At 61.2% G+C, this 26,741-nt stretch carries 24 protein-coding genes; 11 read left to right on the top strand and 13 right to left on the bottom strand.

Annotated elements, in window-relative coordinates:
• Positions 1 to 85 precede the first annotated feature (85 nt).
• The 3 genes from FP026_RS00905 to FP026_RS00895 all read left to right on the top strand — a co-directional run bounded on the left by FP026_RS00905 (position 86) and on the right by FP026_RS00895 (position 8,142).
• Complete coding sequence (locus tag FP026_RS00905) at positions 86 to 5,608, top strand: alpha-2-macroglobulin family protein (RefSeq protein ID WP_149632765.1); 5,523 nt, start codon at positions 86 to 88, stop codon at positions 5,606 to 5,608.
• Positions 5,609 to 5,617: 9 nt separating this feature from the next.
• Positions 5,618 to 7,705, top strand: a complete 2,088-nt coding sequence (gene pbpC, locus FP026_RS00900) for a penicillin-binding protein 1C (protein ID WP_149632764.1) — start codon at positions 5,618 to 5,620, stop codon at positions 7,703 to 7,705.
• Between the two features lie 77 nt (positions 7,706 to 7,782).
• On the top strand, positions 7,783 to 8,142 hold the full coding sequence (locus FP026_RS00895; protein ID WP_149632763.1) for a nuclear transport factor 2 family protein: 360 nt from the start codon (positions 7,783 to 7,785) through the stop codon (positions 8,140 to 8,142).
• Between the two features lie 244 nt (positions 8,143 to 8,386).
• On the opposite strand, the gene pheT is transcribed toward FP026_RS00895, so the two are convergent.
• The 5 genes from pheT to infC form a co-directional block, all read right to left on the bottom strand.
• Positions 8,387 to 10,810 carry a phenylalanine--tRNA ligase subunit beta gene (gene pheT / locus FP026_RS00890; protein WP_149632762.1) on the bottom strand — a complete coding sequence of 808 codons (2,424 nt, stop codon included), beginning with the start codon at positions 10,808 to 10,810 and terminating at the stop codon, positions 8,387 to 8,389.
• Between the two features lie 16 nt (positions 10,811 to 10,826).
• Complete coding sequence (gene pheS / locus FP026_RS00885) at positions 10,827 to 11,909, bottom strand: phenylalanine--tRNA ligase subunit alpha (RefSeq protein ID WP_149632761.1); 1,083 nt, start codon at positions 11,907 to 11,909, stop codon at positions 10,827 to 10,829.
• Positions 11,910 to 12,234: 325 nt separating this feature from the next.
• Positions 12,235 to 12,639 carry a 50S ribosomal protein L20 gene (gene rplT, locus FP026_RS00875; RefSeq protein ID WP_149632760.1) on the bottom strand — a complete coding sequence of 135 codons (405 nt, stop codon included), beginning with the start codon at positions 12,637 to 12,639 and terminating at the stop codon, positions 12,235 to 12,237.
• Positions 12,640 to 12,676: 37 nt separating this feature from the next.
• Positions 12,677 to 12,880, bottom strand: a complete 204-nt coding sequence (gene rpmI / locus FP026_RS00870) for a 50S ribosomal protein L35 (protein ID WP_012759782.1) — start codon at positions 12,878 to 12,880, stop codon at positions 12,677 to 12,679.
• Between the two features lie 320 nt (positions 12,881 to 13,200).
• Entirely contained in the window at positions 13,201 to 13,737 is a 537-nt protein-coding gene (gene infC, locus FP026_RS00860; protein WP_181476247.1) for a translation initiation factor IF-3, read from the bottom strand.
• Between the two features lie 277 nt (positions 13,738 to 14,014).
• Between infC and FP026_RS00855 the strand changes: the two genes are divergently transcribed.
• Together FP026_RS00855 and FP026_RS00850 are read left to right on the top strand one after the other, a co-directional pair.
• Positions 14,015 to 14,827 (top strand): alpha/beta hydrolase, encoded by an 813-nt coding sequence (locus FP026_RS00855; RefSeq protein WP_149632758.1) that lies wholly within the window; start codon positions 14,015 to 14,017, stop codon positions 14,825 to 14,827.
• A gap of 235 nt (positions 14,828 to 15,062) precedes the next feature.
• Positions 15,063 to 15,662 carry a transglutaminase-like cysteine peptidase gene (locus FP026_RS00850; protein ID WP_149632757.1) on the top strand — a complete coding sequence of 200 codons (600 nt, stop codon included), beginning with the start codon at positions 15,063 to 15,065 and terminating at the stop codon, positions 15,660 to 15,662.
• A gap of 122 nt (positions 15,663 to 15,784) precedes the next feature.
• Here FP026_RS00850 and FP026_RS00845 read toward each other — a convergent pair whose 3' ends face one another.
• Complete coding sequence (locus tag FP026_RS00845) at positions 15,785 to 15,970, bottom strand: hypothetical protein (RefSeq protein WP_149632756.1); 186 nt, start codon at positions 15,968 to 15,970, stop codon at positions 15,785 to 15,787.
• A 145-nt stretch (positions 15,971 to 16,115) separates the two neighbouring features.
• Positions 16,116 to 17,099 (bottom strand): iron exporter MbfA, encoded by a 984-nt coding sequence (gene mbfA, locus FP026_RS00840; RefSeq protein WP_112343533.1) that lies wholly within the window; start codon positions 17,097 to 17,099, stop codon positions 16,116 to 16,118.
• A 258-nt stretch (positions 17,100 to 17,357) separates the two neighbouring features.
• Here mbfA and FP026_RS00835 point away from each other — a divergent pair, with 258 nt between their 5' ends.
• Together FP026_RS00835 and FP026_RS00830 are read left to right on the top strand one after the other, a co-directional pair.
• Complete coding sequence (locus FP026_RS00835; protein ID WP_149632755.1) at positions 17,358 to 17,825, top strand: group III truncated hemoglobin; 468 nt, start codon at positions 17,358 to 17,360, stop codon at positions 17,823 to 17,825.
• Positions 17,826 to 17,841: 16 nt separating this feature from the next.
• A complete protein-coding gene (locus FP026_RS00830) occupies positions 17,842 to 18,807 on the top strand; it encodes a CDP-diacylglycerol diphosphatase (protein WP_246665199.1) in 966 nt (321 codons plus the stop codon).
• Positions 18,808 to 19,098: 291 nt separating this feature from the next.
• On the opposite strand, the gene FP026_RS00825 is transcribed toward FP026_RS00830, so the two are convergent.
• Both FP026_RS00825 and FP026_RS00820 read right to left on the bottom strand, forming a co-directional pair.
• Positions 19,099 to 20,013 (bottom strand): EamA family transporter, encoded by a 915-nt coding sequence (locus FP026_RS00825; RefSeq protein ID WP_188112462.1) that lies wholly within the window; start codon positions 20,011 to 20,013, stop codon positions 19,099 to 19,101.
• Positions 20,014 to 20,109: 96 nt separating this feature from the next.
• A complete protein-coding gene (locus FP026_RS00820) occupies positions 20,110 to 21,135 on the bottom strand; it encodes a histone deacetylase family protein (RefSeq protein ID WP_149632754.1) in 1,026 nt (341 codons plus the stop codon).
• A gap of 317 nt (positions 21,136 to 21,452) precedes the next feature.
• Here FP026_RS00820 and FP026_RS00815 point away from each other — a divergent pair, with 317 nt between their 5' ends.
• A complete protein-coding gene (locus FP026_RS00815) occupies positions 21,453 to 21,659 on the top strand; it encodes an HAD-IA family hydrolase (RefSeq protein WP_149633130.1) in 207 nt (68 codons plus the stop codon).
• A 10-nt stretch (positions 21,660 to 21,669) separates the two neighbouring features.
• Here the strand turns inward: FP026_RS00815 and FP026_RS00810 are convergent, their stop codons facing one another.
• Positions 21,670 to 22,191 carry a GNAT family N-acetyltransferase gene (locus FP026_RS00810; RefSeq protein ID WP_149632753.1) on the bottom strand — a complete coding sequence of 174 codons (522 nt, stop codon included), beginning with the start codon at positions 22,189 to 22,191 and terminating at the stop codon, positions 21,670 to 21,672.
• Between the two features lie 18 nt (positions 22,192 to 22,209).
• A complete protein-coding gene (locus tag FP026_RS00805) occupies positions 22,210 to 22,782 on the bottom strand; it encodes a helix-turn-helix domain-containing protein (protein WP_149632752.1) in 573 nt (190 codons plus the stop codon).
• Between the two features lie 171 nt (positions 22,783 to 22,953).
• Here FP026_RS00805 and lepA point away from each other — a divergent pair, with 171 nt between their 5' ends.
• The 3 genes from lepA to FP026_RS00790 are packed head-to-tail and all read left to right on the top strand — an operon-like array spanning position 22,954 to position 25,375.
• Positions 22,954 to 24,786 carry a translation elongation factor 4 gene (gene lepA / locus FP026_RS00800; RefSeq protein WP_149632751.1) on the top strand — a complete coding sequence of 611 codons (1,833 nt, stop codon included), beginning with the start codon at positions 22,954 to 22,956 and terminating at the stop codon, positions 24,784 to 24,786.
• A 59-nt stretch (positions 24,787 to 24,845) separates the two neighbouring features.
• Complete coding sequence (locus FP026_RS00795) at positions 24,846 to 25,076, top strand: type II toxin-antitoxin system CcdA family antitoxin (protein WP_112508970.1); 231 nt, start codon at positions 24,846 to 24,848, stop codon at positions 25,074 to 25,076.
• Positions 25,076 to 25,375: a CcdB family protein gene (locus tag FP026_RS00790; RefSeq protein WP_149632750.1), complete on the top strand. Its 300-nt coding sequence runs from the start codon at positions 25,076 to 25,078 to the stop codon at positions 25,373 to 25,375. The genes FP026_RS00795 and FP026_RS00790 overlap by 1 nt, the downstream gene beginning before the upstream one ends.
• A gap of 2 nt (positions 25,376 to 25,377) precedes the next feature.
• On the opposite strand, the gene FP026_RS00785 is transcribed toward FP026_RS00790, so the two are convergent.
• Together FP026_RS00785 and FP026_RS00780 are read right to left on the bottom strand one after the other, a co-directional pair.
• On the bottom strand, positions 25,378 to 25,833 hold the full coding sequence (locus FP026_RS00785) for a GFA family protein (RefSeq protein ID WP_149632749.1): 456 nt from the start codon (positions 25,831 to 25,833) through the stop codon (positions 25,378 to 25,380).
• A gap of 94 nt (positions 25,834 to 25,927) precedes the next feature.
• Entirely contained in the window at positions 25,928 to 26,662 is a 735-nt protein-coding gene (locus tag FP026_RS00780) for a type 1 glutamine amidotransferase (RefSeq protein ID WP_149632748.1), read from the bottom strand.
• Between the last annotated feature and the right edge of the window lie 79 nt (positions 26,663 to 26,741).

The following is a 26,741-nucleotide window of genomic DNA, read 5'->3' as shown; positions in this document are numbered from 1 at the left end:
AAGCAGAAGCTCGACGCTCGGTTGACAAACGGGTCCGAAATTTGAAGATTGCCGCCATCAAAAACGGACAGCGTTGGGGGGACTTATGTCTAAGCGCGCGTTTCTCGGCTTCTCTGCTTTTCTTCTCGCCACTTTCGCCTCTCTGAACCCTTCCGCCGCCGCCGACGTCAAGCGCCAGGTGGTGACCACGAAGGACGGCGATTACTTCGGTTTCGATCTGCGCACCGAGCAGAACGTGACGCTGGACCAGTGCTCCGCCTCCTGCATCGGCGATAAGTCCTGCAAGGCCTTCACCTACAATCCGAAGGTGAAGTGGTGCTTCATGAAGTCGGACTTCAACCAGCTCAACAGTTTCCCCGGCGCGATCGCCGGCAAGATCGTCGAGACGGCCGCCACCACCGAACCGGATATCGGCGCTGCCCCTGCCCTTTCCTTCCTCTCCGACAATTTCGTCCAGAGCGCGCGCGATGCAAAGAACACGCTGACGCTCGGCAATGAGCTGAAGGGCCAGGGCGTCGAAAGCCTGATCGCGCTCGGCCGCATCGAGCTGACCTCCGGCAACGTCAACGATGCCCTGAACGCCTTCCAGGGCGCACTTTCGCTCAATCCCGACAATGGCGATCTGTGGATCGAGATGGCGCGCGCCGCCAATACGATCACGAACGATACCTCCGTCGCCACGCGCGCCGCCTATGCCGCGCTCAACGGCTACCAGCTGACCCGCACGACGAGCAGCCGTGCCGATGCTCTCGCGGTGCTTGCCGAGGCTTTGAAGAATGCGCAGAACTATCGCCCGGCGCTCAATGCCTACAAGGCAAGCCTCGGGCTCACCAGCTCCGCCGCTGTCCAGGCCGCCTATAACGATCTTCTGGCACGCCAGGGCTTCCGCGTCACGGGCAATACGCTCGACAACGACAATGCCTCGCCCCGTGCCTGCGTGCAGTTCTCCGAAAAGCTGGTAAAGAGCGGCACCGACTACACCCCCTTCGTTACCGTCAATGGCGCCGCGGCGAAGGGCGTCGATGCCAAGGACAACCAGATCTGCGTCGAGGGCCTGGAATTCGGCCAGCACTACCGTATTTCGCTGCGCGCCGGCCTGCCCTCCTCCGTGGATGAGAACCTCGCCTCGCAGGTCAATGTCGACGTCTACGTCAAGGATCGTACGGCTTCGCTGCGCTTCACGGGCGACAATTTCGTCCTGCCTTCGACCGCACGCCGCGGTATTCCGATCGTTTCGGTCAATGCCACCACGGCCAATCTCAAGCTCTACCGCATCGGCGACCGCAATATCGCGCAGCTTCTGAACAATTCGCAGTTCCTGACGCAGGTGGACAGCTACAGCGCCCAGACCATCCAGGACACCAATGGCGAGCTGGTCTGGCAGGGCTCCATCGAGATCAAACAGGAACTCAACAAGGAAGTCGCGACCAGCTTCCCGGTGGACGAGGCGCTGCCGAAGCGCAAACCCGGCGTCTATGTGCTGACGGCGGTTGCACCCGACAGCGGCGGCCACGAATGGGACCCGCAGGCGACGCAGTGGTTCGTCGTTTCCGATATTGGCGTCACCACCTATGCCGGCACCGACGGGCTGAATGTTTTCGCCCGCTCGCTCGGCAGCGCCAAGCCGCTTGCCGGCATTCAGCTGCAACTTCTCGCCAAGAACAACGAAATCCTGGGGACCGCCAAGACCGACGACAACGGCCGCGCCGTCTTCAGCGCCGGCCTGATGCGCGGCACGGCTGGCATGACGCCGGCCGTCATCACAGCTGAGAATGGCGACCAGGATTATGTCTTCCTCGACATGACGCGCGCCGGCTTCGATCTTTCCGACCGCGGCGTATCAGGCAGAACCGCGCCCGGCGCGATCGATCTGCTGACCTGGACCGAGCGGGGCATCTACCGCGCCGGCGAGACCGTGCATGCGTCCGCCCTTGCCCGCGATGTCAGCTCGACGGCGGTCGATAACCTGCCGCTCACCTTCGTCTTCCTGCGCCCGGATGGCGTCGAGGACCGCCGCATCGTCACCGACGGCGGCAAGCTCGGCGGCTACAATGTCGACCTGCCGCTGCAGCAGACCTCGATGCGCGGCACCTGGACGATGAATATCTATACCGACCCGAAGGGTTCCTCCATCGGCTCGCAGACCTTCCTCGTCGACGACTTCGTCCCGGATCGCATTGAATTCGACATGAAGAGCGACGCCAAGGAAATCGAAGTCGGCCAGCCGACGCCGGTCAATGTCGATGGACGCTATCTCTATGGTGCGCCGGCCGCCGGCCTCACTCTGGAAGGCGAAGTGACGCTGAAGCCGACGCGCCAGAGCGACGCCTACAAGGGCTATCAGTTCGGCCTCGCCGACGAGGGTGCCGGCAAGGCAAACGCAAATAATGACGACGACGACAGCAGCGGCGGCGACAGCAAGGCCGAGAGCACGCAGGTACCGCTCGAAGACCTGCAGGCACTGGACGAAAACGGCAAGACCACCTTCAACGTCACGATCAACGACACGCCCTCAACCACGCAGCTGCTGAACGCCAACATCACCGTACGCATGCAGGAAGCCGGCGGCCGCGCCGTCGAGCGCTCGCTGACCCTTCCCGTCAAGGCAGACGGTCCGCGCATCGGCATCAAGCCGGAATTCGATGGCGATCTCGGCGAAAATTCCGTCGGCAACTTCCATGTCATCGCCGTCGACGCCAACGGCCAGAAGCAGGCCATGCAGGGCCTGACCTGGAAGCTGCTGAGCGTCGAGCGCAATTATCAATGGTATCGCGACGGCAGCAGCTGGAAATACGAGCCGATCATGTCCACCAAGCAGGTGGCGGTCGGCACGATCAACGCGACGACAGACGGCGCGGCGATTTCCATGCCTGTCACCTGGGGCCGCTACCGGCTCGAAGTCTCCACGGCCGATGCGAACGGCCCGGAATCGAGCGTCGAATTCAACGCCGGCTGGTATGTCGCCTCCACCTCGACGGAAACGCCGGATGCGCTTGAGATCGCGCTCGATAAGGAAAGCTATCATGTCGGCGATACCGCCAAGCTGAAGGTCACCTCGCGCTATGCCGGCCAGCTGATGGTCACCGCCGGCTCGGAAACGCTGATTTCGGTCACCAATGCCGATATCGGCGCCAATGGCGGCGAAGTCGATATCCCCGTCACAGCCGACTGGGGTGCCGGCACTTATCTGACCGCGACCCTCTTCCGCCCCGGCGAAGCCCAGGAAAGCCGTATGCCGATGCGCGCTATCGGCATCAAGTGGGCGCCGGTCGATCCCGGCGAGCGCAAGCTGCAGATCAAGATCGACGCCCCGCAGAAGACGCTGCCGCGCCAGCCGCTGAACATTGGCCTGCAGGTTTCAGGCGCAGGCGCCAATGAGGACGCCTATGTCACGATCGCCGCAGTCGATGTCGGCATCCTCAATCTCACGCGCTACCAGCCGCCGGCACCGGACGACTGGTATTACGGCCAGCGTCAGCTCGGCCTTGAAATCCGCGATATCTACGGTCGCCTCATCGATGGCTCGCTCGGCGCGACCGGCAAGCTGCGCACCGGCGGCGACGGAGGGCAGGCAGCTCTGCAGGCAAGCCCACCGAAGGAAAAGCTGATCGCCTTCTTCTCCGGCCCCGTCAAGCTCGATGCCAATGGCAAGGCGAATGTCAGCTTCGACATTCCGCAGTTCAACGGCACGGCACGGCTGATGGCAGTCGCTTGGTCGAAGGCCGGCGTCGGCCACGCGACACAGGACGTGATCATCCGCGATCCCGTCGTCATCACCGCAAGCCTGCCGAAGTTCCTGGCACCTGGGGACAAGGCCAACCTTCGTCTCGATGTCGCCAACACCGACGCCCCCGCCGGCGAGTACGCGCTCGCGGTCACCGGCAACAGCGCCGTGACCGTGGACGCAAGCGCCACCCAGCAGAAGATCAACCTGCAGACCGGCGGCAAATACAATATCACGCTGCCGCTGACCGGCGGACAGCCGGGCGACGGCACGGTTTCGATCAAGCTGTCGAATGCATCGGGCATGTCGCTCGATCAATCGGTCGATATCCCGGTTCGCCCGGCGCAGCTTCCGGTCACCGAACGGCGTGTCATCGCGCTTGCCCCTGGCAAGAGCCTGACCGTCAATGCCGATCTTCTCGCCGACAGCGTGCTGCCCGGCGCCTCGGTCAGCGTCAATGTCAGCCGCTCCAGCGCCTTCGACGTGCCGGCGCTGCTGATGAGCCTCAGCCGCTATCCCTATGGCTGCGCGGAACAGACGGCGAGCAGCGCCATGCCGCTGCTCTACTTCAGCGACATGGCGATCAAGAACGGGCTTGCTGACGATACCGATATCCGCAAGCGCGTGCAGGACGCCATCTATCGCGAAATGTCCTACCAGTCCTCGACCGGCAGTTTCGGCCTCTGGAGCCCTGGCTCTGGCGATCTCTGGCTAGACGCCTACGTGACCGACTTCCTGACCCGCGCCCGCGAGCAGAAATACAACGTGCCGGATCAGGCCATGGTGCAGGCGCTGGAAAACCTTCAGAATGCGCTGAGTGCCAATACCAACGTCAAGGATAACGGCAACGAAATCGCCTATGCGCTCTATGTGCTGGCGCGCAACAAGAAGGCCTCGATCAGCGATCTGCGCTACTACGCCGACACGATGCTGAACGACTTCCCGACGCCCTTGTCCAAGGCACATCTGGCCGCGGCTCTCGCGCTTTACGGAGATGCACAGCGCTCGCGCAACATCTTCTTGGACTCGTTGCAGATGTCGCAGAAGGCGGCGGTCACCAAGGTCAGCTTCGTCCGCTCGGATTACGGCTCGTCGCTGCGCGACGGTGCCGCCGTGCTGGCGCTCGCCGCCGAAAGCCGCCCAGTGCCGCCGATCATTCCCGAACTCGCCAGCGTCGTCGCCAAGGACTGGCAGACCAAGACATATACCAGCACGCAGGAACAGACCTGGATGCTGCTTGCTGCCCGTGCCCTGCAGAATGGCGACGATGGCCTGACACTCGATGTCAATGGTGCTGCCCATAGCGGCACCTACATGGCGCAGATGTCAGGCGATGCGCTGATGGGCCATCCGCTGACCGTTACCAACACGACGCGCCAGCCGCTTTCGGCTGCGGTGACCACCGTCGCGGCTCCGGTTGCGCCGCTGCCGGCCGGCGGCAACGGTTTCAAGATCGAGCGCAAATACTACACGCTCGATGGCGAAGAGGCGAATGTCAGCCAGGCACAGCAGAACGAACGCTATGTCGTCGTACTGCATGTGACCGAGGACAATGACTGGCCTCAGCGCCTTCTCGTGACCGATCTCCTGCCCGCCGGCTTCGAGATCGACAATCCGAGCATCGTCAACAGCGCACAGTTGTCGAACTTCGACTGGCTCAGCGAAATTCAGCCGGCCCATGTCGAATTCCGCAACGACCGCTTCGTCGCCGCCTTCGACCAGGGCTCAGGCGCAGACCGTGACATGACCTTCGCCTATGTCGTGCGCGCCGTTACCCCCGGCGTCTACGATCATCCGGCCGCAAGCGTCGAGGACATGTATCGTCCGCAGTTCTCGGCCCGCACGGCGATGGGCCGCATGGAGGTGCTGGGCGCCCAGCAGTAAGAAGCAGAAATGAAAGCGCGGTGGAAAATTGCGATCGGCCTTGGAGCCACTGCCGTCACAGTGGTGGCGCTGGTCTTCGGCCTTGCGGCCGCGGACCGCGCCTATCCGCCGCCGCTCGACAATGCCCATGTCGTTTCGGCCGAGGTGCTCGACGCCAATGGCGATCTCCTGCGCGCCTTCGCCACGCCCGAGGGGCGCTGGCGGCTGAAGACCGGTGTTGCCGATGTCGATCCGCAATTTCTGCGCATGCTGGTCGCCTATGAGGACCGGCGCTTCTACGATCACCACGGCGTCGATCCCATGGCAATCGGACGCGCCTTTCTGCAGCTCATCACGCATGGTCGCATCGTCTCCGGAGGTTCGACGCTCTCCATGCAGGTGGCGCGCCTGATCGAGCCGCGCAGCGAGCGCTCGATGACGGCGAAGCTTCTGCAGGTCATCCGCGCCATCCAGATCGAGCGGCGGCTCACCAAGGAACAGATCCTCGATCTCTATCTCACGCACGCGCCTTACGGCGGCAATCTGGAAGGGGTCCGCGCCGCGAGCCTTGCCTATTTCGGCAAGGAGCCGCGGCATTTGACCGTCGCGCAGGCGGGCCTGCTCGTCGCGCTGCCGCAGCTGCCGGAAAAGCGCCGGCCGGACCGCAACCTCGTTGCCGCCCAGGCCGCCCGCCACCGCGTGCTCGAGCGCGCGGCCGTCGCTACCATCATCGGCGAAGGCGAAGCAGAACGCGCTTCGCTATCCTCTATTCCGGCTCAGCGGCGGCAGCTGCCGGCCTATGCCGCTCATTTGGCCGAGTTGGCGCTCCGCAAGCAACCCGGCGTCATCAGGCACAAGACAACGCTGAGGCGCGATGTTCAGCAGGGTCTGGAAGCCATTGCGGATGCCGCTGCAAAACGGCTCGGGCCGAAGGTGTCGGTGGCCATGATCATGGCTGACGCCAAGACGGGCGAGATCATCGGCGAAGTCGGCTCGGCCAATTATTTCGATTCCTCCCGCACGGGCTGGATCGACATGACCCGCGTGCTGCGATCGCCCGGCTCGACTCTAAAGCCCTTCATCTACGGCCTCGCCTTCGAACAGGGCTATGTGGCGCAGGAAACGATCATCGAGGATCGCCCCGCCGATTTCTACGGCTATCGCCCGCGCAATTTCGACATGAGCTACCAGGGCGATGTCAGCGTGCGCCAGGCGCTGCAGCTGTCGCTCAACGTGCCGGCCGTGCGCCTGCTCGATGCCGTTGGGCCGACCCGGCTGCTGGTGCGTTTCCGCCGCGCCGAGGTGAAGCCGAAGCTGCCGCCGAACGAGGCGCCTGGCCTTGCGATCGGCCTCGGCGGTGTCGGCGTGACGCTGAAGGATCTCGTGCAGCTCTATGCCGGACTTGCCAATCGCGGCAAGGCGATGCGGATCGGCGATGGCGTTCAGGACGAGCCAGGACCGATCGACGGCGAACCGCTGATGGAGCCGATCGCGGTGTGGAACATCACCGACATTCTCTCGGACATCATCGCGCCGCGCGGCAGCAAGCAGCTCGGCATCGCCTACAAGACCGGAACCAGCTACGGCAATCGCGATGCCTGGTCGATCGGCTATGACGGTGCGCATGTGCTCGGCGTCTGGGTCGGCCGCCCGGACAATGGCGCCGTGCCGGGGCTGGCGGGCTATGTTTCGGCCGCGCCCATCCTGTTCGAGGCCTTCGCCAAATCGGGCGTTGCCATAACCCCCTTTCCTTCCGCTCCTATGGGCGCGGTGCGCATCGCTCCGACCGAGCTGCCGATCAGCCAGCGGCGCTTTTCCGTGACCGCCGCCGGGCTGCTGGCGGCGTCCAGCCGCGAGCCGGCGCCGCAGATCGTCTATCCGCCGGAAGGCGCGCGCGTCGATCTCGGCGCAAGCAGCGGCAGCAACGAGATCATGCCGCTGGCGCTGAAGCTGCAGGGCGGACGGGCGCCATTCCGATGGCTCGCCAACGGCAAACCGCTGCCCGACATGTCGCGCCGCCGCACCAATCAGTGGACGCCCGACGGCGCGGGCTATTCGACGCTGACCGTCATCGATGCGGCGGGACGCGCGGCAAGCGTGCGGGTTTTCGTGGAATAGGTCGATTTCAGGCGCGAGTTTTGCGAGCCAGACCCACCTGTGATAGTTTATCGGATACTCAAACGAGGAATGACGAGATGTCGGAAGAGCAGGCAATCCGTGCGGTTGTTCATCTCTATGTCGATGGCATGGCATTCGCGAACGAGCCGGCGCTGCGCAAGGCGTTCCATCCGCGGGCTGATATCATCGGCAATTATCAAGGCGCGGTGGAATGGATGACGCGGGATGAATTCATTGCCGCCATCGTCGAGCAAGGCAGCGCCCCGCCGGACACGATACCGCTGATGGAGATCGAGCTGATCGACATCGAAGGCGATGCGGCCAGCGTCAAGGTCGTCGACGAATTCGCCGGCATGCGGTTTTCGGATTATCTTTCCCTGCTGAAGATCGACGGGCGGTGGAGCGTGGTGAACAAGGTGTATCACCTGCATCGGTAGATGATGCGACACTGAGTATGCCGAGCCTCTGATACCCCCTCTGTCGCTGTCGCGACATCTCCCCCACAAGGGGGGAGATTGGTGGGAGTATGCCGCTCATCCTCGTTAAAGCAGAAACCTCGGTTTCAACAGATGCGATGTCAACTTGAGGCGAAAGAGCGCCGCGAGTTACCAATCTCCCCCATGTGCGGGAGATGTCGCGAGAGCGACAGAGGGGTGCTGCACCCTCCGCGAATTCAGCAGCTTACCCTCTCAGTACCCCACCCGTCGATTTCGTGACATTCGCCACGATCTTCTGCGTGAGCGCCTCGAAATCCTCATCGGTCAGCGTGCGTTCGGCCGGCTGGATCTGAACCTCGATGGCGATGGACTTCTTGCCTTCGCCAAGCGATGCGCCCTCGAAGATGTCGAAGACGTTGACGCCGGTGACCAGCTTGCGGTCGGCGCCGACGGCAGCGCGGACGACGGCGCCGGCTTCCACCGACTTATCGACCACGAAGGCGAAGTCGCGCTTGACGGCCTGGAAGGGAGAAAGCTCCAGCGCCGGTTTGGTGCGGGTCGCCTTCTTCTTCGGCTCGGGCATGGCATCGACATAGACTTCGAAGCCGGCGAGAGCGCCGGAGACATCAAGCGCTTCCAGCGTCTTCGGATGGAATTCGCCGAAATAGCCGAGCACGACCTTCGGCCCCATCTTGATGGTGCCGGAACGGCCAGGGTGATACCAGGCGGGGCCGCCCTGCTCGATCTGGATATTGCCCATCGGCAGGCCGCAGGCCTCGATGACAGCCAGAGCATCGGCCTTGGCATCGAAGACATCGACGGGCTTGCCGCCGCCCTTGGCGGCGTTCGACCACATGCGGCCGGCGCCGACAAGCGTTGCCGTACCGCGACGGATACCGCCGGCGACGCGACGCTGGCCTTCGGGCGTGTCGTTCTCATAGGTGCCGGAGACTTCGAAGATCGCGACGTCGCCATAGCCCTTGTCGGCATTGCGCTGCGCGGCCGACAGCAGCCCGGGCAGCAGCGAGGGGCGCATGTCGGACATGTCCGATGCGATCGGATTGGCAAGCTTCAGCGCGTTGGAGCCGCCGCCGAAGAGCTTGGCCTGGTCTTCGGAAATGAAGGACCACGTGACGGCTTCGAGCATGCCGCGCGAGGCGAGCGCCCGCTTGGCAGCGCGGGTGCGGATCTGCAGCGTCGTCAGGATCTTGCCGTTGACGGCGGCATGGCTGGCGAGCGGCTGCGGCTTGATGTTGTCGACGCCGTGAATGCGCATGATCTCTTCGACGAGATCGGCCTTGCCATCGACATCCGGGCGCCAGGAGGGAACGGCGACGGAGACACGCTCGCCCGAGCCGGAAACCGAGAAGCCGAGCTTCGTCAGGATGGATTTGCTCTCATCGGCCGAGACTTCGAGGCCGGTCAGGCGCTTGACCTCCGACAACGGGAAATCGACGACCTTGGCCTCATAGCCCTTGTAGCCTTCGACGCGAGCCTTGGCGGCTGTGCCGCCACAGCTGGTCAATACCAGCTCGGTCGTACGTTCAAGGCCGGGCACCATATATTCCGGATCGACGCCGCGCTCGAAGCGATAACGCGCATCGGTGATGATGCCGAGGCTGCGGCCGCTCTTGGCGATGTTCATCGGATCCCAGAGGGCCGACTCGATCAGTACGTCCGTGGTGTTCTCGTCGCAGCCGGAATGCTCGCCGCCCATGATGCCGCCGATCGACTCGACGCCGTTGTCATCGGAGATGACGACATTGCTGGGGTTGAGCTTGTATTCGCGCTCGTCGAGCGCCAGCACGGTTTCGCCATCCCTGGCGCGGCGCACCATGAGATTGCCCTTGACCTTGGCGGCGTCGAAGACGTGCATCGGCCGGCCTTGATCGAAGGTCATGTAGTTGGTGATATCGACCAGCGCGCTGATGGGGCGAAGGCCGATGGCGAGCAGCCGCTGCTGCATCCACTTCGGGCTCGGGCCGTTCTTGACGCCGCGCACGAGGCGCAGCGCAAAGCCGGGGCAAAGGCGCGCATCATCCAGATCGATCTTGAGCTCGGTCGTCGTTTCGCCTTCGATCGCGAAGGAGGGCGTGCTGCGCGGCTTCAACGTGCCGAGGCCGGAGGCGGCGAGATCGCGGGCAATGCCGTAGACGCCGGTGCAATCCGGGCGGTTCGGCGTCAGGTTGATCTCGATCATCGGATCGTCAAGCCCGGCATAGGCGGCAAAGCTCGTACCGATGGGCGCATCTTCCGGAAGGTCGATGATGCCGTCATGGCTGTCGGAGATTTCCAGCTCCTTTTCCGAGCACATCATGCCACGGCTCTCGACGCCGCGGATGTTGCCGATCGCAAGCGTCACGTCGATGCCGGGGACATAGGTGCCGGGGGCCGCGAAGGCACCGACGAGCCCGGCGCGCGCATTCGGAGCGCCGCAGACGACCTGAATGGGCGCACCGCTGCCGGTATCGACCATCAGCACCTTCAGGCGATCGGCCTGCGGATGCTTTTCGGCAGAGAGAACCTTGGCGATGACGAAGGGCTTGAACGCCGCCTTGTCGTCGACCTCTTCCACTTCCAGCCCGATCATTGTCAGGCGGGCGCAAATCTCATCGAGCGTGGCGTCGGTTTCCAGATGCTCTTTCAGCCAGGAGAGTGTGAATTTCATGTGTTTCATCCCTTCCTTACGCGCTCAGGCCGCCGAACAGGGTCGGCATGTCGAGCGGGCGGAAGCCATAGTGGTTCATCCAGCGGACATCGGCATTGAAGAAGTCGCGCAGGTCGGGCATGCCGTATTTCAGCATGGCGATGCGGTCGAGGCCCATGCCCCAGGCAAACCCCTGGTATTCGTCCGGATCGAGGCCGCCATAGCGCAGCACATTCGGATGCACCATGCCGCAGCCGAGGATTTCCATCCAGTCGGTGCCTTCGCCGAACTTGACGATCGGGCCAGAGCGGTCGCACTGGATATCGACCTCGAAGGAGGGCTCCGTGAACGGGAAGAAAGACGGGCGGAAGCGCATCGTCACATTGTCGACCTCGAAGAAGGTCTTGCAGAATTCTTCGAGCACCCAGCGGATATTGGCGACGTTGGCCGTCTTGTCGATGACGAGACCTTCGACCTGATGGAACATCGGCGAATGCGTGGCGTCGCTGTCCTGACGGTAGGTCTTGCCGGGGATGATGATGCGGATCGGCGGCTTTTGCGCTTCCATGGTGCGTATCTGCACCGGCGAAGTGTGCGTGCGCAGCACCTTGCGCTCGCCCTTTTCATCCGGCTGGAAGAAGAAGGTGTCGTGCATCTCGCGGGCCGGGTGCCCTTCCGGGAAGTTCAGCGCCGTGAAGTTATAGTAGTCGGTCTCGACATCGGGACCTTCGGCGATCGAAAAGCCCATGTCGCCGAAGATGGCGGTGATCTCGTCGACGATCTGGCTGATCGGGTGAATGCGGCCGCGCTCGGCCGGCGAGGAACGGACTGGCAGGCTGACATCGACGGTTTCGGCTTTCAGCTTCGCCTCGATCGCCGCGTCGCGTAGCGCGCCCTTGCGTTCATTGATCGCGTCAGCGACGGAATTCTTCAAGGCGTTGATCGCAGCACCGCGCGTCTGCCGTTCTTCCGGCGACATCGAGCCCAGCGTCTTCAACAGTTCCGAAACCGAGCCCTTCTTGCCGAGCGCGGCGACCCTGATAGCCTCGATCGACTGCTCGTCGGTCGCAGCCGCCACTTCGGCCATAAGTTGGGTTTCAAGCGTTACGAGTTCCGTCATCTGGTCCTGCCTTGCGGACCACGGCCATCGGGCACTCAGTCCACGGAATAATTGGTAAACGCATGCATCAGAAAGCTTGTGGCAACGATGAAGCGCTGGAGATCACTACCCATGTGCACGCAGCCAATCAACCGGGCAAATGACAAAAACACGCCGAGAATGCGGTCCTTGGCACTTCCCGCCCGACGAGCGACCCGTTTTTCGGGTCTCGCCCAACAGGACAGCCTGACACGGTGGAAAAGCGTATGCTGCAAAACACAAAACCCGCGCCGGTTTCGCCAGCGCGGGTTTCATAATGAATTTACGAAAGACGTGCGAGGCAGCGTTAGTTAACGGCTGCTTCGAACTCGTTCTTCGTGCCAGCTTCCTTGAGGTATTCGAGAGCCTTCTTCGAAGCAGCAACGAGTGCACCGAAAGCTTCCGGCTCATGGATTGCCATGTCGGAGAGAACCTTGCGGTCGACTTCGATGCCAGCCTTGTTCAGACCGTCGATGAAGCGGCCGTAAGTCAGGCCGAATTCGCGGACGGCAGCGTTGATACGCTGGATCCAGAGGGCGCGGAAGTTGCGCTTGTTGACCTTGCGGTCGCGGTAAGCGTACTGCTTCGAACGGTCGACGGCGGCCTTGGCGGTACGGATGGTGTTCTTGCGGCGGCCGTAGAAGCCCTTGGCTGCCTTCAGAACCTTCTTGTGCTTGGCGTGGGCGGTAACGCCTCTTTTTACGCGTGCCATGTCATGATCTCCTTAGTCTATAGCGTTACGAATAGTCTTAGAGACCGTTCGGCAAGTAGTTCTTGATAACCTTACGGCCATCTGGTTCTGCGAGAACCATGGTGCCGCGGGCATCGCGAATGAACTTGTTGCTACGCTTGATCATGCCGTGGCGCTTGCCAGCAGCGGCTGCCTTGACCTTGCCGGAGGCGGTGATCTTGAACCGCTTCTTGGCAGAGGACTTCGTCTTCATCTTGGGCATTTTGCTACTCCTTCGATGCTTCCTGGCGCGCTTTTTTTCTAAAAGCCTTCCCACAGGTCCGGACAGGCCGGGCTGTAACAAGGTGCCGGAGCGTTTGTTGTTGAACTGCGGATCCGGTGACGAACCGCTCCGCCAGCATTCTGAACTGCCACGGCATGCCCTGCCGGTCAGTTCGGACGCGCGCTTATAACCGCACTTGCCTCAGAGTGCAACGGGCCGAGCGCGTGAATCTTTTCAGATCGATGACAACGCGCAACCGCACCGCAAAAAGGAAAAGCCGCCCAATGGGACGGCTCCGACCTCTTATTTCAACCTGCGCCTCACTTGGGCGCAAGTACCATCATCATCTGGCGGCCTTCGAGCTTGGGTTCGGCTTCGACCTTGGCGATCTCGAGCGTATCTTCCTTGACCTGCTGAAGAAGCTTCATACCGAGTTCCTGGTGAGCCATTTCGCGGCCACGGAACTTCAAGGTCACCTTCACCTTATCGCCTTCCTCGAAGAAACGGCCGATCGCCTTCATCTTCACCTCATAATCATGGGTGTCGATGTTCGGGCGCATCTTGATTTCTTTGACTTCGACGATCTTCTGCTTCTTGCGCGCTTCGGCGGCCTTCTTCTGGTTGGCGTATTTCAGCTTACCCAGGTCGAGGATCTTGCACACAGGCGCATCAGCATTGGGGGAAATTTCCACCAGATCGAGACCGGCCTCCTCTGCCATTCTCAATGCCTGGTCGATCGGCACAACGCCCAAATTCTGGCCGTCAGCTGTAATGAGCTGAACTTTGGGAACGCGAATTTCCCTGTTGGAACGTGGCCCGTCCTTTACGGGCGCATCGGTTTTAAAGGGTCTGCGAATGGTCGTATTCTCCACGAATTGTTTCGGATAGCTGCAGCCTCTCACTCCCCGTCGGCGCAACTGACGGAAATGTCGTAAAAGCTGTGTTGAAGTCAATAGCATGACAGCAGGAAAAAAGCACCTCCCGCGTGTCAGGAGAGTGTCACGGGAGCGCAGATGCGCCAAGGACACAGTATCGTTCCCGAATAATATAGAAACCCTTGCGCAAAGATCGAGGATTTTTCGGGTCACGCAAACGCGAATCTGTTCTATAGGGCAGAAAATCCGGGAGTTTTTCATGTCCGAGACAGCCGCAGCCATCCAACCGACCCTTCTTCCCGTTGGTACGGGCGAGAACGAACGCCAGATCGCCGTCGTCCAGCGTGCTGCCGGCAAGGGTGCCAAGAACGTCAGCTTCGTCTGGCTCTCCGGCTATCGATCCGACATGAGCGGCACCAAGGCGGTGGAGCTGGATGCGCTGGCGGCGCGACTGGGGCTCGGCTGCATCCGCTTCGACTATTCCGGCCACGGCCAATCCGGCGGCAAGTTTACCGACGGCACGATTTCGCGCTGGCTGGAAGAGGCGCTTGCCGTCATCGACCATACGAAGCCGAATAAGATCGTTCTTGTCGGCTCGTCGATGGGCGGCTGGATCGCGCTGCGGCTCATCCAGGAATTGCGCAAGCGCAAGAAGGCGGCCGCCGTTGCCGGCCTAGTGCTGATAGCACCCGCTCCGGACTTCACCATCGATCTCATCGAACCCAATCTTTCCGAGGTGGAGCGGCGATCGCTGGAGGAACGCGGCTATTTCGAGGAGCCTTCGGAATATAGCCCCGAGCCGAACATCTTCACCCGCGCCCTTATCGAGGACGGCCGCACCCATCGTGTGCTGACCGGCATCGTCGAGACCGGCTGCCCGGTACACATATTGCAGGGCATGCAGGATGCCGACGTGCCCTTCGCGCATTCGTTAAAGCTCGTCGAGCACCTGCCGGCAGACGATGTGGTGTTAACGCTTGTGCGCGATGGCGACCATCGACTGTCGCGCCCCCAGGATCTGGAACGCATGCTGACCGTCGCCCAAACCTTGGCTCTGCATAATACGCCATAATAACAAGCAGATACGAGCGAAATACCTCAAGCGCCGCATCGCTGCCGGGGCTATATCTGCGCGCGCTTCCATAATCATAAGAGGCATGGAATTGTGGCAACTATCCTCTGGATTGTGCCGAAATTAACCATGTGAGCCGGTTCCGGCGTTAACACTTAAGTAACGATTGACTTCCCACGTCCCCCTACATTAACAATTTGTTAACAAATGCAGGGACGATACAAGGATAGTGGGCGTGCGTATTAAGGGCGTATTGATTGCCTTCGCTGCTATAGTTGCGATGTCGTCGTCGGCTGTGCCGGCGCCTCAGCAGAGCGCGTCGATGACGGTTGGCAACGTGACCTCCCAGCCGATCGGGCACTACGATTTCTGCCAGAGACATGCCGACGAATGCGGCCCGACCCGCAATGCCGGTCCCCTCGACATGAACGCCGCCTCATGGGCGCTGGTCAGCCAGATCAATCTGCGCGTCAACAAGACCATCCAACCGGCAACGGATATGGAAGTCTATGGCCAGGAAGAATATTGGGAATATCCGAAGACCGCCGGCGATTGCGAGGATTTTGCCCTGCTGAAGCGCAAGCTCCTGATACAGAGCGGCATTTCCGCCTCGAACCTGCTGATGACGGTCGTGCGCAAGCCGGATGGCGAGGGCCATGCGGTGCTGACCCTGCGTACCAAGCAGGGCGATTATATCCTCGACAACCTCGAGGACCAGATCAAGGTCTGGAACAAGACCCCTTATTCCTACCTGAAGCGTCAAGCGAGCTTCAATGCCGGGCGCTGGGTTACCATCGAAAACGGCAACGACGTTCTGGTCGGCGCCGTCAAGTAAGCGTAAAAGCAAATTGCATCACGCAGCAAGGCCGGCCCATCGGACCGGCCCTTCGCTTTTCATCATGTGGTAAGAACACTCCCTACCCTGCGGTAGGGACGAATTAGCTGTCACCACGAACGTCAACTGTTCTTATGGCTCTGCTGGCCTGCCTTGACGTGTTGCTCGTGGGTGCCGCCGCGGGAGCCGCCAGAGTGCTGCTCGCGAGTGTTGGTGGACGAAGCATTCCTGGTGTTGTTCTCCATATTCTTGTGGCTCTGCTGGCCAGCCTTCACATGCTGCTCGTGGGTTCCACCTTGGTTTGCCATTGGATCGTCTCCTTTGGTTTGCTGACGAGGCCAAGAGCGGCCTCGTGTTGCTAACCGACGGCGGCGGCAGGCGTTCCGAATTTTAACATTTCGTGAAGATGGATTATCTCCGCCCTACCCAAGGAGACAAAAGATCACCCATACCTCACCCATTCCCGATCAGAATGCCGGCCCCAAGCACGAGCGAGCCGCCAAGGACGACCTGGAAGGCCGCGCGCAGGAACGGCGTTTCCATATATCTGTTCTGGATGAAGGCGATGGCCCACAGCTCGAAGAAGACGACGACGGCGGCGGTGATCGTCGCGGTCCAGAAGTGCGGGATGAGATAGGGAAGCGCATGGCCGAGACCGCCAATCGCCGTCATGATGCCGCAGGCAAGGCCACGCTTGATCGGCGAGCCGCGGCCGGAAATCTTGCCGTCGTCATGTGCCGCCTCGGTGAAACCCATGGAGATGCCGGCGCCGACAGACGCCGAAAGACCGACGAGAAAGGTCTGCCATGTCTGCTGCGTGGCGAAGGCGGCGGCGAAGATCGGCGCGAGCGTCGAGACGGAGCCATCCATCAGGCCGGCAAGGCCCGGCTGCACATAGGTCAGCACGAACTGACGGCGCGCCTGAGCATCCTCCTCCTGCTTGACCGTCTCCGGCGTGTGCTTGTCGCCGAGCATGCGGGCAACATCTTCATGCCCCTGCTCGGCCAGCGCCAGATCGCCGAGAAGCTGGCGTGTCGAGGCATCGGAAACCTGCTTGGCGGCTTCGACATAGAAATGATAGGCCTGCTGCTCCATCGCCTCGGCCTCATCGCGCATGGCATCGAGCGAGAGGTTCTTGCGCAGCCAATCCGGCTTGCGCTCGTAGAATCCTCGGACGTGCTCGCGCCGGATGAGCGGAATACGCTCGCCGAAACGCTGGCGATGCATGTCGATCAGTGTCTTGCGATGTGTATCCTCGACCTCGGCCATATCCTCGAAAACCTTGGCCGACTCGGGGAAATTGGGGCGCAGGATATCGGCATAGGCGAGATAGATGCGCGAATCGTCCTCTTCGGCAGCGATGGCGATGGCGAGGATCTCCTGCTCGGACAGGGAGGTAAAGGAACGTTTCGACGGGCGGAATAAGCCTAACAGCATCAGAGCAGCCTCATAAATTTAGAATTATTCTAATTTTAAATTGTGCCATTACGCCGGTCAAGCGCGCAGGCGCCATAAGGAGCGTAAATCGTGTCGGAGAATTCGCGGGCTGCGGCGAAAGTCCACGGTCAAAAGCGAGATGATTTTGACAGAATGCCGCAACGCTTGCATGACGGCTTGGTTATGACAGCGAATTGCATACATAGGGGAGCGAAAGCTGGTCGCCGCGATATCCCGCCGGCGCGCCCGGAGACGATTATGGAACAGGAACTACAGGCCCGTACTGCGCATCTTGCCGGCATCCGCGAAAAGGCCGAGGCGGAAATGGCTCGCATGGGCATCGACACCGCATTCATCGACAGGCTAGTCGATACATTCTATGGCCGCGTGCAGGCGCATCCGCAGCTCGGGCCGGTCTTCGACGGACGGCTTGCCGGGCGCTGGCCCGATCATATGGAAAAGATGAAGCGCTTCTGGTCGTCGATCGCTTTCAAGAACGGCGCCTATGGCGGCAAGCCGGTACAGGCGCATCTCGGCGTCGAAGGCATGGCCGCCGAGCTTTTTCCGGAATGGCTGGCGCTTTTCTCGCAGACGCTTGCCGATATCGCACCTTCCGCTGAGGCAAGGGACTGGTTCATGGCGACGGCCGAACGCATTGCCAAGAGCCTGACGCTCTCGCTCTTCTATAATCCGGCACTGGATGATCCCGCGAGGAAGACCGTTTAAGGCACTTCGCGGACAAATGCGCGGCTCGACGATGCCGCCGACCACGGTGACATCGTTATGGCAAGTTTGCGCCATAGCCGGGCCATCGCGGTATTTCAAGTTCAACATTTTCTGTTTTGCCAGACAGGGCTTCTGGAAATATCAGTGTGTTAATAAGATAAACCGTCATGAGAAGCAGGTTTTCGGGAATGATCGGCTCGTCAGCAGGAAATCGAAATCACACATGAAGCACCGGCTTGTCGTTCTCTCTATCTCTCTCGGCATCGCCGTCGTCATCATGAGCTCGTTCGCCAGCCGCTCCGCTCTGGGGCTGGTCGTCAAGGCCTGCGAGGTCAACTCCGCCCTGACCGGATCACCGTATCCATGCCTCAAGATAGTTCAGGCTAAGGACCTGTTGTCTTCCTACGTCGTTCTTCGCGAGCCGGCAGACAAAGAGCGAACCATTCTTGCGCCGTTGGCCGATGTGCCCGGCATCGAAGATCCCCGACTTCTTGCGGCGGACGCACCGAACTATTTCGATGCCGCTTGGAAAGAGCAAGCCGACGGACTGGGCCTGCATACCTGGAAAGAGTCGCCCCAGAATTTTGCCCTGGCGATAAATGCTGCCAATTGGCGCACCCAGGATCGGCTTCATATCCACATGGGGTGCGAGACGTCCCGCTTTCGCACGTTGCTGAAGACCCATGCGACAGAGATTGGAAGCAGCCGGTTTACAAACTTGAGGACGAAGGCCGGTTGGTGGGCTACATTCCAGACCGCCGATGACCTTTCGAATTTGAACCCGTTGAAGCTTGTCGCGGACGGTGTGGATGGTGCCCGCTCGAATATGAAAAACGTCGTGGTCGGCGTCTTCGGCTCGACATCGCCAGATGGGCAGCATGGCTTCTATATTCTGGCGAGAATCATGGGAGCAAACAAAGTCCGCGGGTCCGCAGAGGATATGATCGATCCCAAGTGTGCACTGGACGATGCGGCACGATAGGGATGGGCGAGCTTTTTGGATTTGAGTTCGTGGAGAGGGCCTACACCCCCCTCTGTCCCTTTCGGGACATCTCCCCCACAAGGGGGGAGATTGTTGGGAGTATGTGGCACGCTCATCCAAATCTAAAAGGTTCAGCGTCTATAGCTTCGATATTTGATTGGGGCGGGAGGATTCCGCGAGTTACCAATCTCCCCCCTTGTGGGGGAGATGTCACGAAGTGACAGAGGGGGGTGAAGAGGCTCGGCATACTCAGTAACCAACCAATCGACCGACAAACCAACCCGCCGCCAATCAGCCTTTCGCAGCAAAAACCGTTGCCCCGATGCTGGCGGAAACGACGAGCGCCGTGCCGAACATCTGCGATGGCGTCATCGGTTGCGCCAGGATGACGAAGCCGGCGAAGGCGCCGATGGCGGGCTCGAGGCTCATAAGGATGCCGAAGGATGAGGTGGGCATGCGCCGCAGCGCCACCATTTCCAGCACATAGGGAAGCAGCGGAACGAGCAGCGCCAGCCCGGCTATTTCGAGGAGGCCGAAACCTGTCAGGTGTGGAACGGCGGAGGCATAGCCGAAGGGGGTCGAAACAACAGCGGCAACCAGCAGCGACATGGAAAGCCCTTCCAGCCCCTGGAAGGCATTGCCGACCTTCTTCGTCAACAGGATATAGCAGGCCCATCCCGCCCCTGCACCGATGGCAAAGAGGATACCGGGGAGATTGCCGACCCACTCTTCGCCATCATAGGCCAGCAGCAGGACGCCGACAGCCGCGAAGACGGGCCAGAGAAGCTGGCGGCTCAGCCCCAAGCCGAGGGTTGCGACCAGCAGCGGCCCGAGAAACTCGATGGCGACGGCAAGACCCAGCGGAATGCGTGCAATCGCCGAGAAAAAGGAAGCCGTCATAAACGCCGATACGGAGCCAAGCGCCAGCACGCCGAGCCATTGCGAGCGGCTGTAGCTCATGATCTTCGGGCGGACGATGAGCGCCAGTGCAATGGACGCGAAGACGAGCCGCAGCCAGGTCGCACCGGCCGGCCCATAGGCGTTGATGATCGGAGCCGACAGGGCCGAGCCGAATTGGATTGACGACATGGACATGACGCACATCAGCACGCCGGCGGCAATGCCGCCGCTCGATGGCGCAACATCCGCATGCGGCATCAGCGCCGTGCCGCCATCCGTACCACTCTCGATAAGCTTCTGATCCATGACCTCTCCCATTGCGCGGATTTTTAGAGGTCTGGCCTAATGCTGGCAAATTCAAACTTTTCATGCTGCGATCAGGTGCTTTGATGCAAGAGCCTCTCAGGCTTCGAGGCCCTTCAGCACATTGGCGACGTTGAGACCGATTTCCGGCACGCCGTAACCGCCCTCCATGCAGGCAAGAACGGGTAGCCCTCCGGCGGCGATGCGCTCGCCCATGCGAATGAAATCCTGCGAGGTCAGCTTGAAGAAGGAGATCGGATCGCGCTCGAAGGTGTCGACGCCGAGCGAGAGCACGATCGCCTCCGCATCGAACGCCCTGATGCGGGAAAGCGCGTCGTCGAGTGCCGCCGACCAGACTTCCCAAGGCGTGCCGCGCGGCATGGGGTAATTGCGGTTGGCGCCAAGGCCATCACCCTCGCCCTCCTCATCGGCATGGCCGAGGAAATAGGGGAAGGCATGGATAGGATCGCCATGCAGCGAGGCGGTGAAAACATCGCCACGCCGGTAGAAAATATCCTGCGTGCCGTTGCCATGGTGGAAATCGACATCAAGCACGGCAACCTTGGTCGCGCCATGATCGCGCAGCCGCTGCGCGGCAACGCCGGCATTGTTGATGAAACAATAGCCGCCGAAGAGATCGAAGCCGGCGTGATGGCCGGGCGGCCGGCAAAGCGCGAAGGCAAAGCGATTGCCGGCGTTCAGCCAATCGGCGCCGGTCAGGGCGCAGCGCATCGAGGCGAGCGCCGCCTCATAGGATCCCTTGGTGATCGAGGTGTCGGCGGCATTGGCATAATGGCCGATCAGGCCGACGATATTGTCAGGCACGCGCTGGCTGGTGCGCCTGACGGGAAAGGAGTTGGCGATTGCTTCGCCCTTATAGCCAGCGGCGACCCAGCGCTCCCAGACCACACCGAGAAAATCGAGATAGGCCGGATCGTGAACCTTGCGCGCCGTCTCCAGCCCATGCGCTTCAGGCGCAACGACGTCGGTAAAACCAGCCTCCCTGACGGCGGCAAGAATCCATTCGGCGCGGAAGGGTGCCTCGAAGGGTGTGACGAGCTGACCATCATGCAGCTCGGTCTTGGCATCCCTGAGCTTGTGATCCTCCGAGTAAATGACCCGCATGTCTGCCTCCTCCGTTATCTTGCCGGAGCAAAGGCTTACATGCATCACGCCCGAGAAAAAAGGGTGACATGCAGCCTTGAATGTCTCAGATACCCCCCTCTGTCGCTATCGCGACATCTCCCCCACAAGGGGGGAGATCGTTGGGAGCTCGCTACGATCCCCAATTAGTACGATGCGCTTCAGTCTCCTCGGGTACAATATTAGTGTGAGGCAGGTCGATGCGGCGGGTTCCCAATCTCCCCCCTTGTGGGGGAGATGTCACGAAGTGACAGAGGGGGTTAAGCACCTCCACGAGCTCCAAGGCAGGCGCATCGCTCATTCACCCTGCCGCCCTCGGCCATCAGAAGCCTGCGACAGAGTTCTTCCGGCTGGCGACCGAACGTGTCGGGCTTCCCGCCAGCGAGATCGGCTTCATCGATGATGTCGAGGCCAATATCGAGGCCGCGCGGCAATTCGGCTGGAAGGCGATGCAATGGACGTCAGGCCTCAAATTACAGGATGCCATTGCCGCCTTTTCGACCTGAATTGCCCCGCTCAGGCGGCGATACGCTTATAGAAAATGGTCGTGTCGCAAAACCCGCCCTCCGGCCATAGGGCATAATCCGGCACCACGCCGACGCGCTGCCAGCCGAGGCGTGGATAGATCGCCTCCGCATCGCTCCCCGTCGCCGTATCGAGTACGAGCAAGGTCTTGCCGATACGGGCTGCCTCGCGCTCCGCCGCCTCCATCAGGAGCCGCGCGAGACCCTTGCCCCGCGCAGACCTGTGCACCAGCAGTTTCTTGAGATCGCCGCGATGCGGCTGGTTCGGCATCTGCGCGGTACCCACCTGCACCGTTCCGACAACCCAGCTCTCGATGACAGCGACGAGAAGCAGCGTCGCGCCGCTTTCGACGCTATCGGCAACGCCTTGCCAATAAGGCATGGCATCCGCCGGCCCGTAAGGCTGCATGAAACCGACGGAGGCGCCGCTGTTGACGCAATCGGCAAGCACGTCGCAAAGATCGGGGAGCATATCGCGAGCGTCAGCAGCGGAGAGAAGACGAATATCGGTCATGAAAAAGATCCTTGGAGCTTATGAACGGCCGCGATCGAGGATGACGCTATAGCGCGCCGGAACCTCGCCGGGATTATGGAAGGCATGGCCGTCGCCAACGCCCATGAAGAGACAATCGCCAGGCATTAGGCGATGAGCGACGTCACGATGCGTCACCTCCATCTCGCCTTCGAACAGCCAGACATGCTGGGTCATGCCGGCGCTTGCCGCGTTCGGCGGGAAGATGACGCTCGCACCGGCCGGGAAGATGACTTCGACGACGTCGACTTTCGAGCTCGTTCCCGGCGGCGAGACGGCGCGTCTGACATAGCCGGTCCCCGGGTCGCGCCAGATCGCCTGCTGATCCCGGCGCGCAAGCGGCGACACCTCCTCATCCTCCTCGGCAAAGAAGGCCGAAAGCGAAAGACCGAGTGCCGCGCAGAGCCGCGACAACAGCGAGGCCGTCGGGCTCGCCTCCGCACGCTCGATGCGCGAGATCATGGCGCGGCTGACGGCCGAGGCATCGGCAAGCTCATCCAGCGTCAGGCCACGGGCGATGCGCAGCTCCTTGATGCGCGCGCCGATCGCCAGTTCCAGATCATCATCCGCCATTATCAATGTCTCACGCTTCAAAATTCCACTATATAAGAAATACACGATCACATGATGGAATCAAGTGCGCTTCGACTTTCATCGATGGCCGGCTGGGAAAGGCTAACGTAACGTGAAGATAGCCGCCAAAACCCCGCTTTTCCGCTTTGCGGCGCGGGGCGGCGCTGCTATATGGCGCGCATGAGCACCAATTCCACCACTCCGCTTTCGCATATCCGCAACTTCTCGATCGTGGCCCATATCGACCACGGCAAATCGACGCTGGCCGACCGCCTGATCCAGACGACGGGCGGCCTTGCCGAACGCGAGATGTCGGAGCAGGTGTTGGACAATATGGAGATCGAGCGCGAGCGCGGCATCACCATCAAGGCCCAGACGGTGCGCCTGCACTACAAGGCCAACAATGGCGAGACCTATATCCTCAACCTGATCGACACGCCCGGACACGTCGACTTCGCCTATGAAGTCTCGCGCTCGCTGTCGGCCTGCGAGGGATCGCTGCTTGTCGTCGATGCGTCGCAGGGTGTGGAAGCGCAGACGCTCGCCAACGTCTATCAGGCGATCGACAACAATCACGAGCTCGTCACCGTCCTCAACAAGATCGACCTGCCGGCGGCTGAACCCGACCGCATCAAGGATCAGATCGAGGAAGTGATCGGCATCGACGCCTCCGACGCCGTATTGATTTCGGCCAAGACCGGGCTCGGCATTCCCGACGTGCTCGAAGCCATCGTCCATAAGCTGCCGGCGCCGAAGAGCGCGGGTGGCGAAAAGGCGCCGCTGAAGGCGCTGCTGGTCGACAGCTGGTACGACACCTATCTCGGCGTCATGGTTCTCGTGCGCATCATCGACGGCACGCTGACCAAGGGCCAGACCATCCGCATGATGGGCACGGATGCCAAATACCAGATCGAGCGCGTCGGCGTTCTCACGCCGAAGATGGTCGCCGTCGACAGTCTCGGCCCCGGCGAGATCGGCTTCATCACCGCCTCGATCAAGGAAGTGGCCGATACCCGCGTCGGCGATACCATCACCGAAGACAAGCGCCCGACCGCCCAGGCGCTGCCGGGCTTCAAGCCGGCGCAGCCCGTCGTCTTCTGTGGCCTCTTCCCCGTCGATGCCGCCGATTTCGAAGACCTGCGTTCCGCCATGGGCAAGCTGCGCCTCAACGACGCCAGCTTCTCCTTCGAAATGGAATCCTCGGCCGCTCTTGGCTTCGGTTTCCGCTGCGGCTTCCTCGGCCTGCTGCATCTGGAAATCATCCAGGAACGCCTGGAGCGTGAATTCAATCTCGATCTGATCGCGACGGCTCCTTCGGTCGTCTATCAGCTCACCATGACCGACGGCACCGAGATCGAGCTGCACAACCCGGCCGACATGCCCGACGTCGTCAAGATTTCCGAATTCCGCGAGCCGTGGATCAAGGCGACGATCCTGACCCCGGACGACTATCTCGGCTCGATCCTGAAGCTCTGCCAGGACCGCCGCGGCGTCCAGACCGAGCTGACCTATGTCGGCAATCGCGCCATGATCACCTACGACCTGCCGCTCAACGAAGTCGTCTTCGATTTCTACGATCGCCTGAAGTCGATCTCCAAGGGCTATGCCTCCTTCGACTACAGCCTGACCGACTATCGCGAGAGCGACCTCGTCAAGATGTCGATCCTCGTCAATGCCGAGCCGGTGGATGCGCTATCGATGCTCGTGCACCGCTCCGCCGCCGAAAAGCGCGGCCGCGTCATGTGCGAGAAGCTGAAGGACCTTATCCCGCAGCACATGTTCCAGATCCCGATCCAGGCCGCCATCGGCGGGCGCATCATCGCGCGCGAGACGGTGAAGGCGCTGCGCAAGGACGTGACCGCCAAGTGCTACGGCGGCGACGCCACCCGCAAGCGCAAGCTGCTCGACAAGCAGAAGGAAGGCAAGAAGCGCATGCGGCAGTTCGGCAAGGTCGAAATCCCGCAGGAAGCGTTTATTGCCGCATTGAAGATGGGGGATGAGTGAGGCTCTTCCCAACGACAAATTATGCGCATATAGTTTGCGCATAATTTGAGGAATGCCTCATGACCCAAGCGACGCGAAAAGCTGCAAATTTGTCTCTCGACGAGGGGCTCGTTTCAGATGCCCGTGAACTGAAAATCAATATCTCACGTGCAGCCGAAGATGGCATAGCGCGCGCCATCAAGGCTGAGCGTGAGCGCCTATGGCTTTTGGAAAATGCTGAAGCGATCGACCAAGCCAATGCCTATGTTGAAAAACACGGCCTGCCATTTGGAAAATACCGGCAATTCTGATGGCGAGGTTCCATGTCTATCGCCTGAAACAAAGTCGAATTCTCGCGTTAGACCTTCAGTCTGATTTGCTGGAGAGACTAAGTACGCGGATGATGGCGCCACTACTCCGCGCGGAGGAAGTGTCTATGCCAATGGCACGGCTCAACCCGCAATTTACTATCGCTCGCGAGCCGTACATCATGGCGACCCAGCTGATGGCAGCTATATCGCTTACCGAAATCGGAGAATTGGTTACCGATCTCAGTCCGCACGGCGATCAGATTACCGCCGCGACCGACTTTCTTTTCCAAGGCTTCTAACTTCAGTTTCCTGCCATATACTCCCCGATCAAACCCTCATACTCCTCCATCGCGGGCAGCGCGGAATAGCTGTGCTTGGCCGGCGTCGTCACCCATGGCAGCTTTTCGCTCGTCCAGGTCTCGATGAAGGGCGTGAACCAGCTGACGTCATTGAGCACGGTAGCGCGGACATTGACGAACCAATCGACGCCGTCCAGCTTTGTGAACAGCCAGCTCATGCAATGCGGGCAGAAATAGTGATGGATGACATCACCATGCAGGCCGCCGATAACGGGCTCGCCCTGCGTCACCTCGAAACCCTCGGTGGGGATGGCGGCGCTCAGCGAATAGGGGCCGGCTGTCATGCGCTGGCAGCCTGTGCAATGGCAGGCCATGGTGAGCAGCGGCTTGGCATTGATCTTCAGCCGCACCTGTCCGCAACGGCAGCCGCCTTCACAAGGTAGTTTCAGCGTGCTCATGATGGCATCTCCTCCTATTTCATAGATTTTCGACGCGCGGCACATCACCATCGGATCCGCAAGCCTTCTAATGCCTGGAAGCCTCCCGCGATCCTCACGCTTCCGCAGCCTGCGGAAACTCCATTTGTGCTTCTATCGTGCGCACCCAGGCCCGCGCAATGGCAAGACCGGCCGTCTCGGCCGCAGCGGCGTGCCTGGCGACAAGCTCCGGATAACTCTCAAGCCAGCCGGGCTCCTTGCGCTCGATGGTCTCCTTGAATTCGTCGCGCCAGCGGTCGACCACGGCAGCATTGGCTTCGAAGTGGAACTGCGTGCCATAGGTGGCGCGGCCGATGCGGAAGGCCTGGTTTCGTGTCACGCTATTGGTCGCGAGGCGCGTGGCTCCATCAGGCAAGGTAAAGGTATCGGAATGCCATTCAAAGATGGTGAAGTCGTCGCCGACATCGGCGAGCAGAGGATCCGCCTTGCCTTCGTCGGTGACGCCCACTGCCTTCCAGCCGAATTCATGGGCGGTGCCGAGAAGATTTTCCGCCTCATAGGCACGCGCGAGAATCTGGCTGCCGAGACAGATGCCGAGCACGGCCTTGTCCTCGCTTTCGAAGCGGCGCATGAGCTGCGCCAGCTCGGGCAGATAGGGATGGGTGTGATCGTCGCGGGCGCTCTGCTCGCCGCCGAGTACGACGAGCGCATCGTAGAACGTCGTCTCCCTGGGCAGCGCTTCGCCGCTCCACGGGCGAAACCATTCAACCTCAGCCCCGGCCTCTTCGAGCGCGATGCCGAGAGCGCCGAGCGGGGTGTTCTGCGTATTCTCGATGATGGCGACGCGCATTCCGATGATCCCCGAACATGTTACCGGGAGAGATGAGCATGAGCCGGTGGGAGAGGCAAGTGGCCAGAGCGTTTCAGCG

The organism is Martinezella tropici (genome assembly GCF_008370325.1).
Lineage (GTDB): Bacteria > Pseudomonadota > Alphaproteobacteria > Rhizobiales > Rhizobiaceae > Rhizobium > Rhizobium tropici_B.
Note: the sequence above shows the minus strand (reverse complement) of the source record. Positions and strands in the feature narration are given on the sequence as shown.

Bases quoted from the DNA above. Each gene is read 5' to 3' on its own strand.
- FP026_RS00905 (WP_149632765.1), top strand. From the start codon at position 86: ATGTCTAAGCGCGCGTTTCTCGGCTTCTCTGCTTTTCTTCTCGCCACT.
- pbpC (WP_149632764.1), top strand. From the start codon at position 5,618: ATGAAAGCGCGGTGGAAAATTGCGATCGGCCTTGGAGCCACTGCCGTC.
- FP026_RS00895 (WP_149632763.1), top strand. From the start codon at position 7,783: ATGTCGGAAGAGCAGGCAATCCGTGCGGTTGTTCATCTCTATGTCGAT.
- pheT (WP_149632762.1), bottom strand. From the start codon at position 10,810: ATGAAATTCACACTCTCCTGGCTGAAAGAGCATCTGGAAACCGACGCC.
- pheS (WP_149632761.1), bottom strand. From the start codon at position 11,909: ATGACGGAACTCGTAACGCTTGAAACCCAACTTATGGCCGAAGTGGCG.
- rplT (WP_149632760.1), bottom strand. From the start codon at position 12,639: ATGGCACGCGTAAAAAGAGGCGTTACCGCCCACGCCAAGCACAAGAAG.
- rpmI (WP_012759782.1), bottom strand. From the start codon at position 12,880: ATGCCCAAGATGAAGACGAAGTCCTCTGCCAAGAAGCGGTTCAAGATC.
- FP026_RS00855 (WP_149632758.1), top strand. From the start codon at position 14,015: ATGTCCGAGACAGCCGCAGCCATCCAACCGACCCTTCTTCCCGTTGGT.
- FP026_RS00845 (WP_149632756.1), bottom strand. From the start codon at position 15,970: ATGGCAAACCAAGGTGGAACCCACGAGCAGCATGTGAAGGCTGGCCAG.
- mbfA (WP_112343533.1), bottom strand. From the start codon at position 17,099: ATGCTGTTAGGCTTATTCCGCCCGTCGAAACGTTCCTTTACCTCCCTG.
- FP026_RS00835 (WP_149632755.1), top strand. From the start codon at position 17,358: ATGGAACAGGAACTACAGGCCCGTACTGCGCATCTTGCCGGCATCCGC.
- FP026_RS00830 (WP_246665199.1), top strand. From the start codon at position 17,842: ATGCGCGGCTCGACGATGCCGCCGACCACGGTGACATCGTTATGGCAA.
- FP026_RS00825 (WP_188112462.1), bottom strand. From the start codon at position 20,013: ATGGATCAGAAGCTTATCGAGAGTGGTACGGATGGCGGCACGGCGCTG.
- FP026_RS00820 (WP_149632754.1), bottom strand. From the start codon at position 21,135: ATGCGGGTCATTTACTCGGAGGATCACAAGCTCAGGGATGCCAAGACC.
- FP026_RS00810 (WP_149632753.1), bottom strand. From the start codon at position 22,191: ATGACCGATATTCGTCTTCTCTCCGCTGCTGACGCTCGCGATATGCTC.
- FP026_RS00805 (WP_149632752.1), bottom strand. From the start codon at position 22,782: ATGGCGGATGATGATCTGGAACTGGCGATCGGCGCGCGCATCAAGGAG.
- lepA (WP_149632751.1), top strand. From the start codon at position 22,954: ATGGCGCGCATGAGCACCAATTCCACCACTCCGCTTTCGCATATCCGC.
- FP026_RS00795 (WP_112508970.1), top strand. From the start codon at position 24,846: ATGACCCAAGCGACGCGAAAAGCTGCAAATTTGTCTCTCGACGAGGGG.
- FP026_RS00790 (WP_149632750.1), top strand. From the start codon at position 25,076: ATGGCGAGGTTCCATGTCTATCGCCTGAAACAAAGTCGAATTCTCGCG.
- FP026_RS00785 (WP_149632749.1), bottom strand. From the start codon at position 25,833: ATGAGCACGCTGAAACTACCTTGTGAAGGCGGCTGCCGTTGCGGACAG.
- FP026_RS00780 (WP_149632748.1), bottom strand. From the start codon at position 26,662: ATGCGCGTCGCCATCATCGAGAATACGCAGAACACCCCGCTCGGCGCT.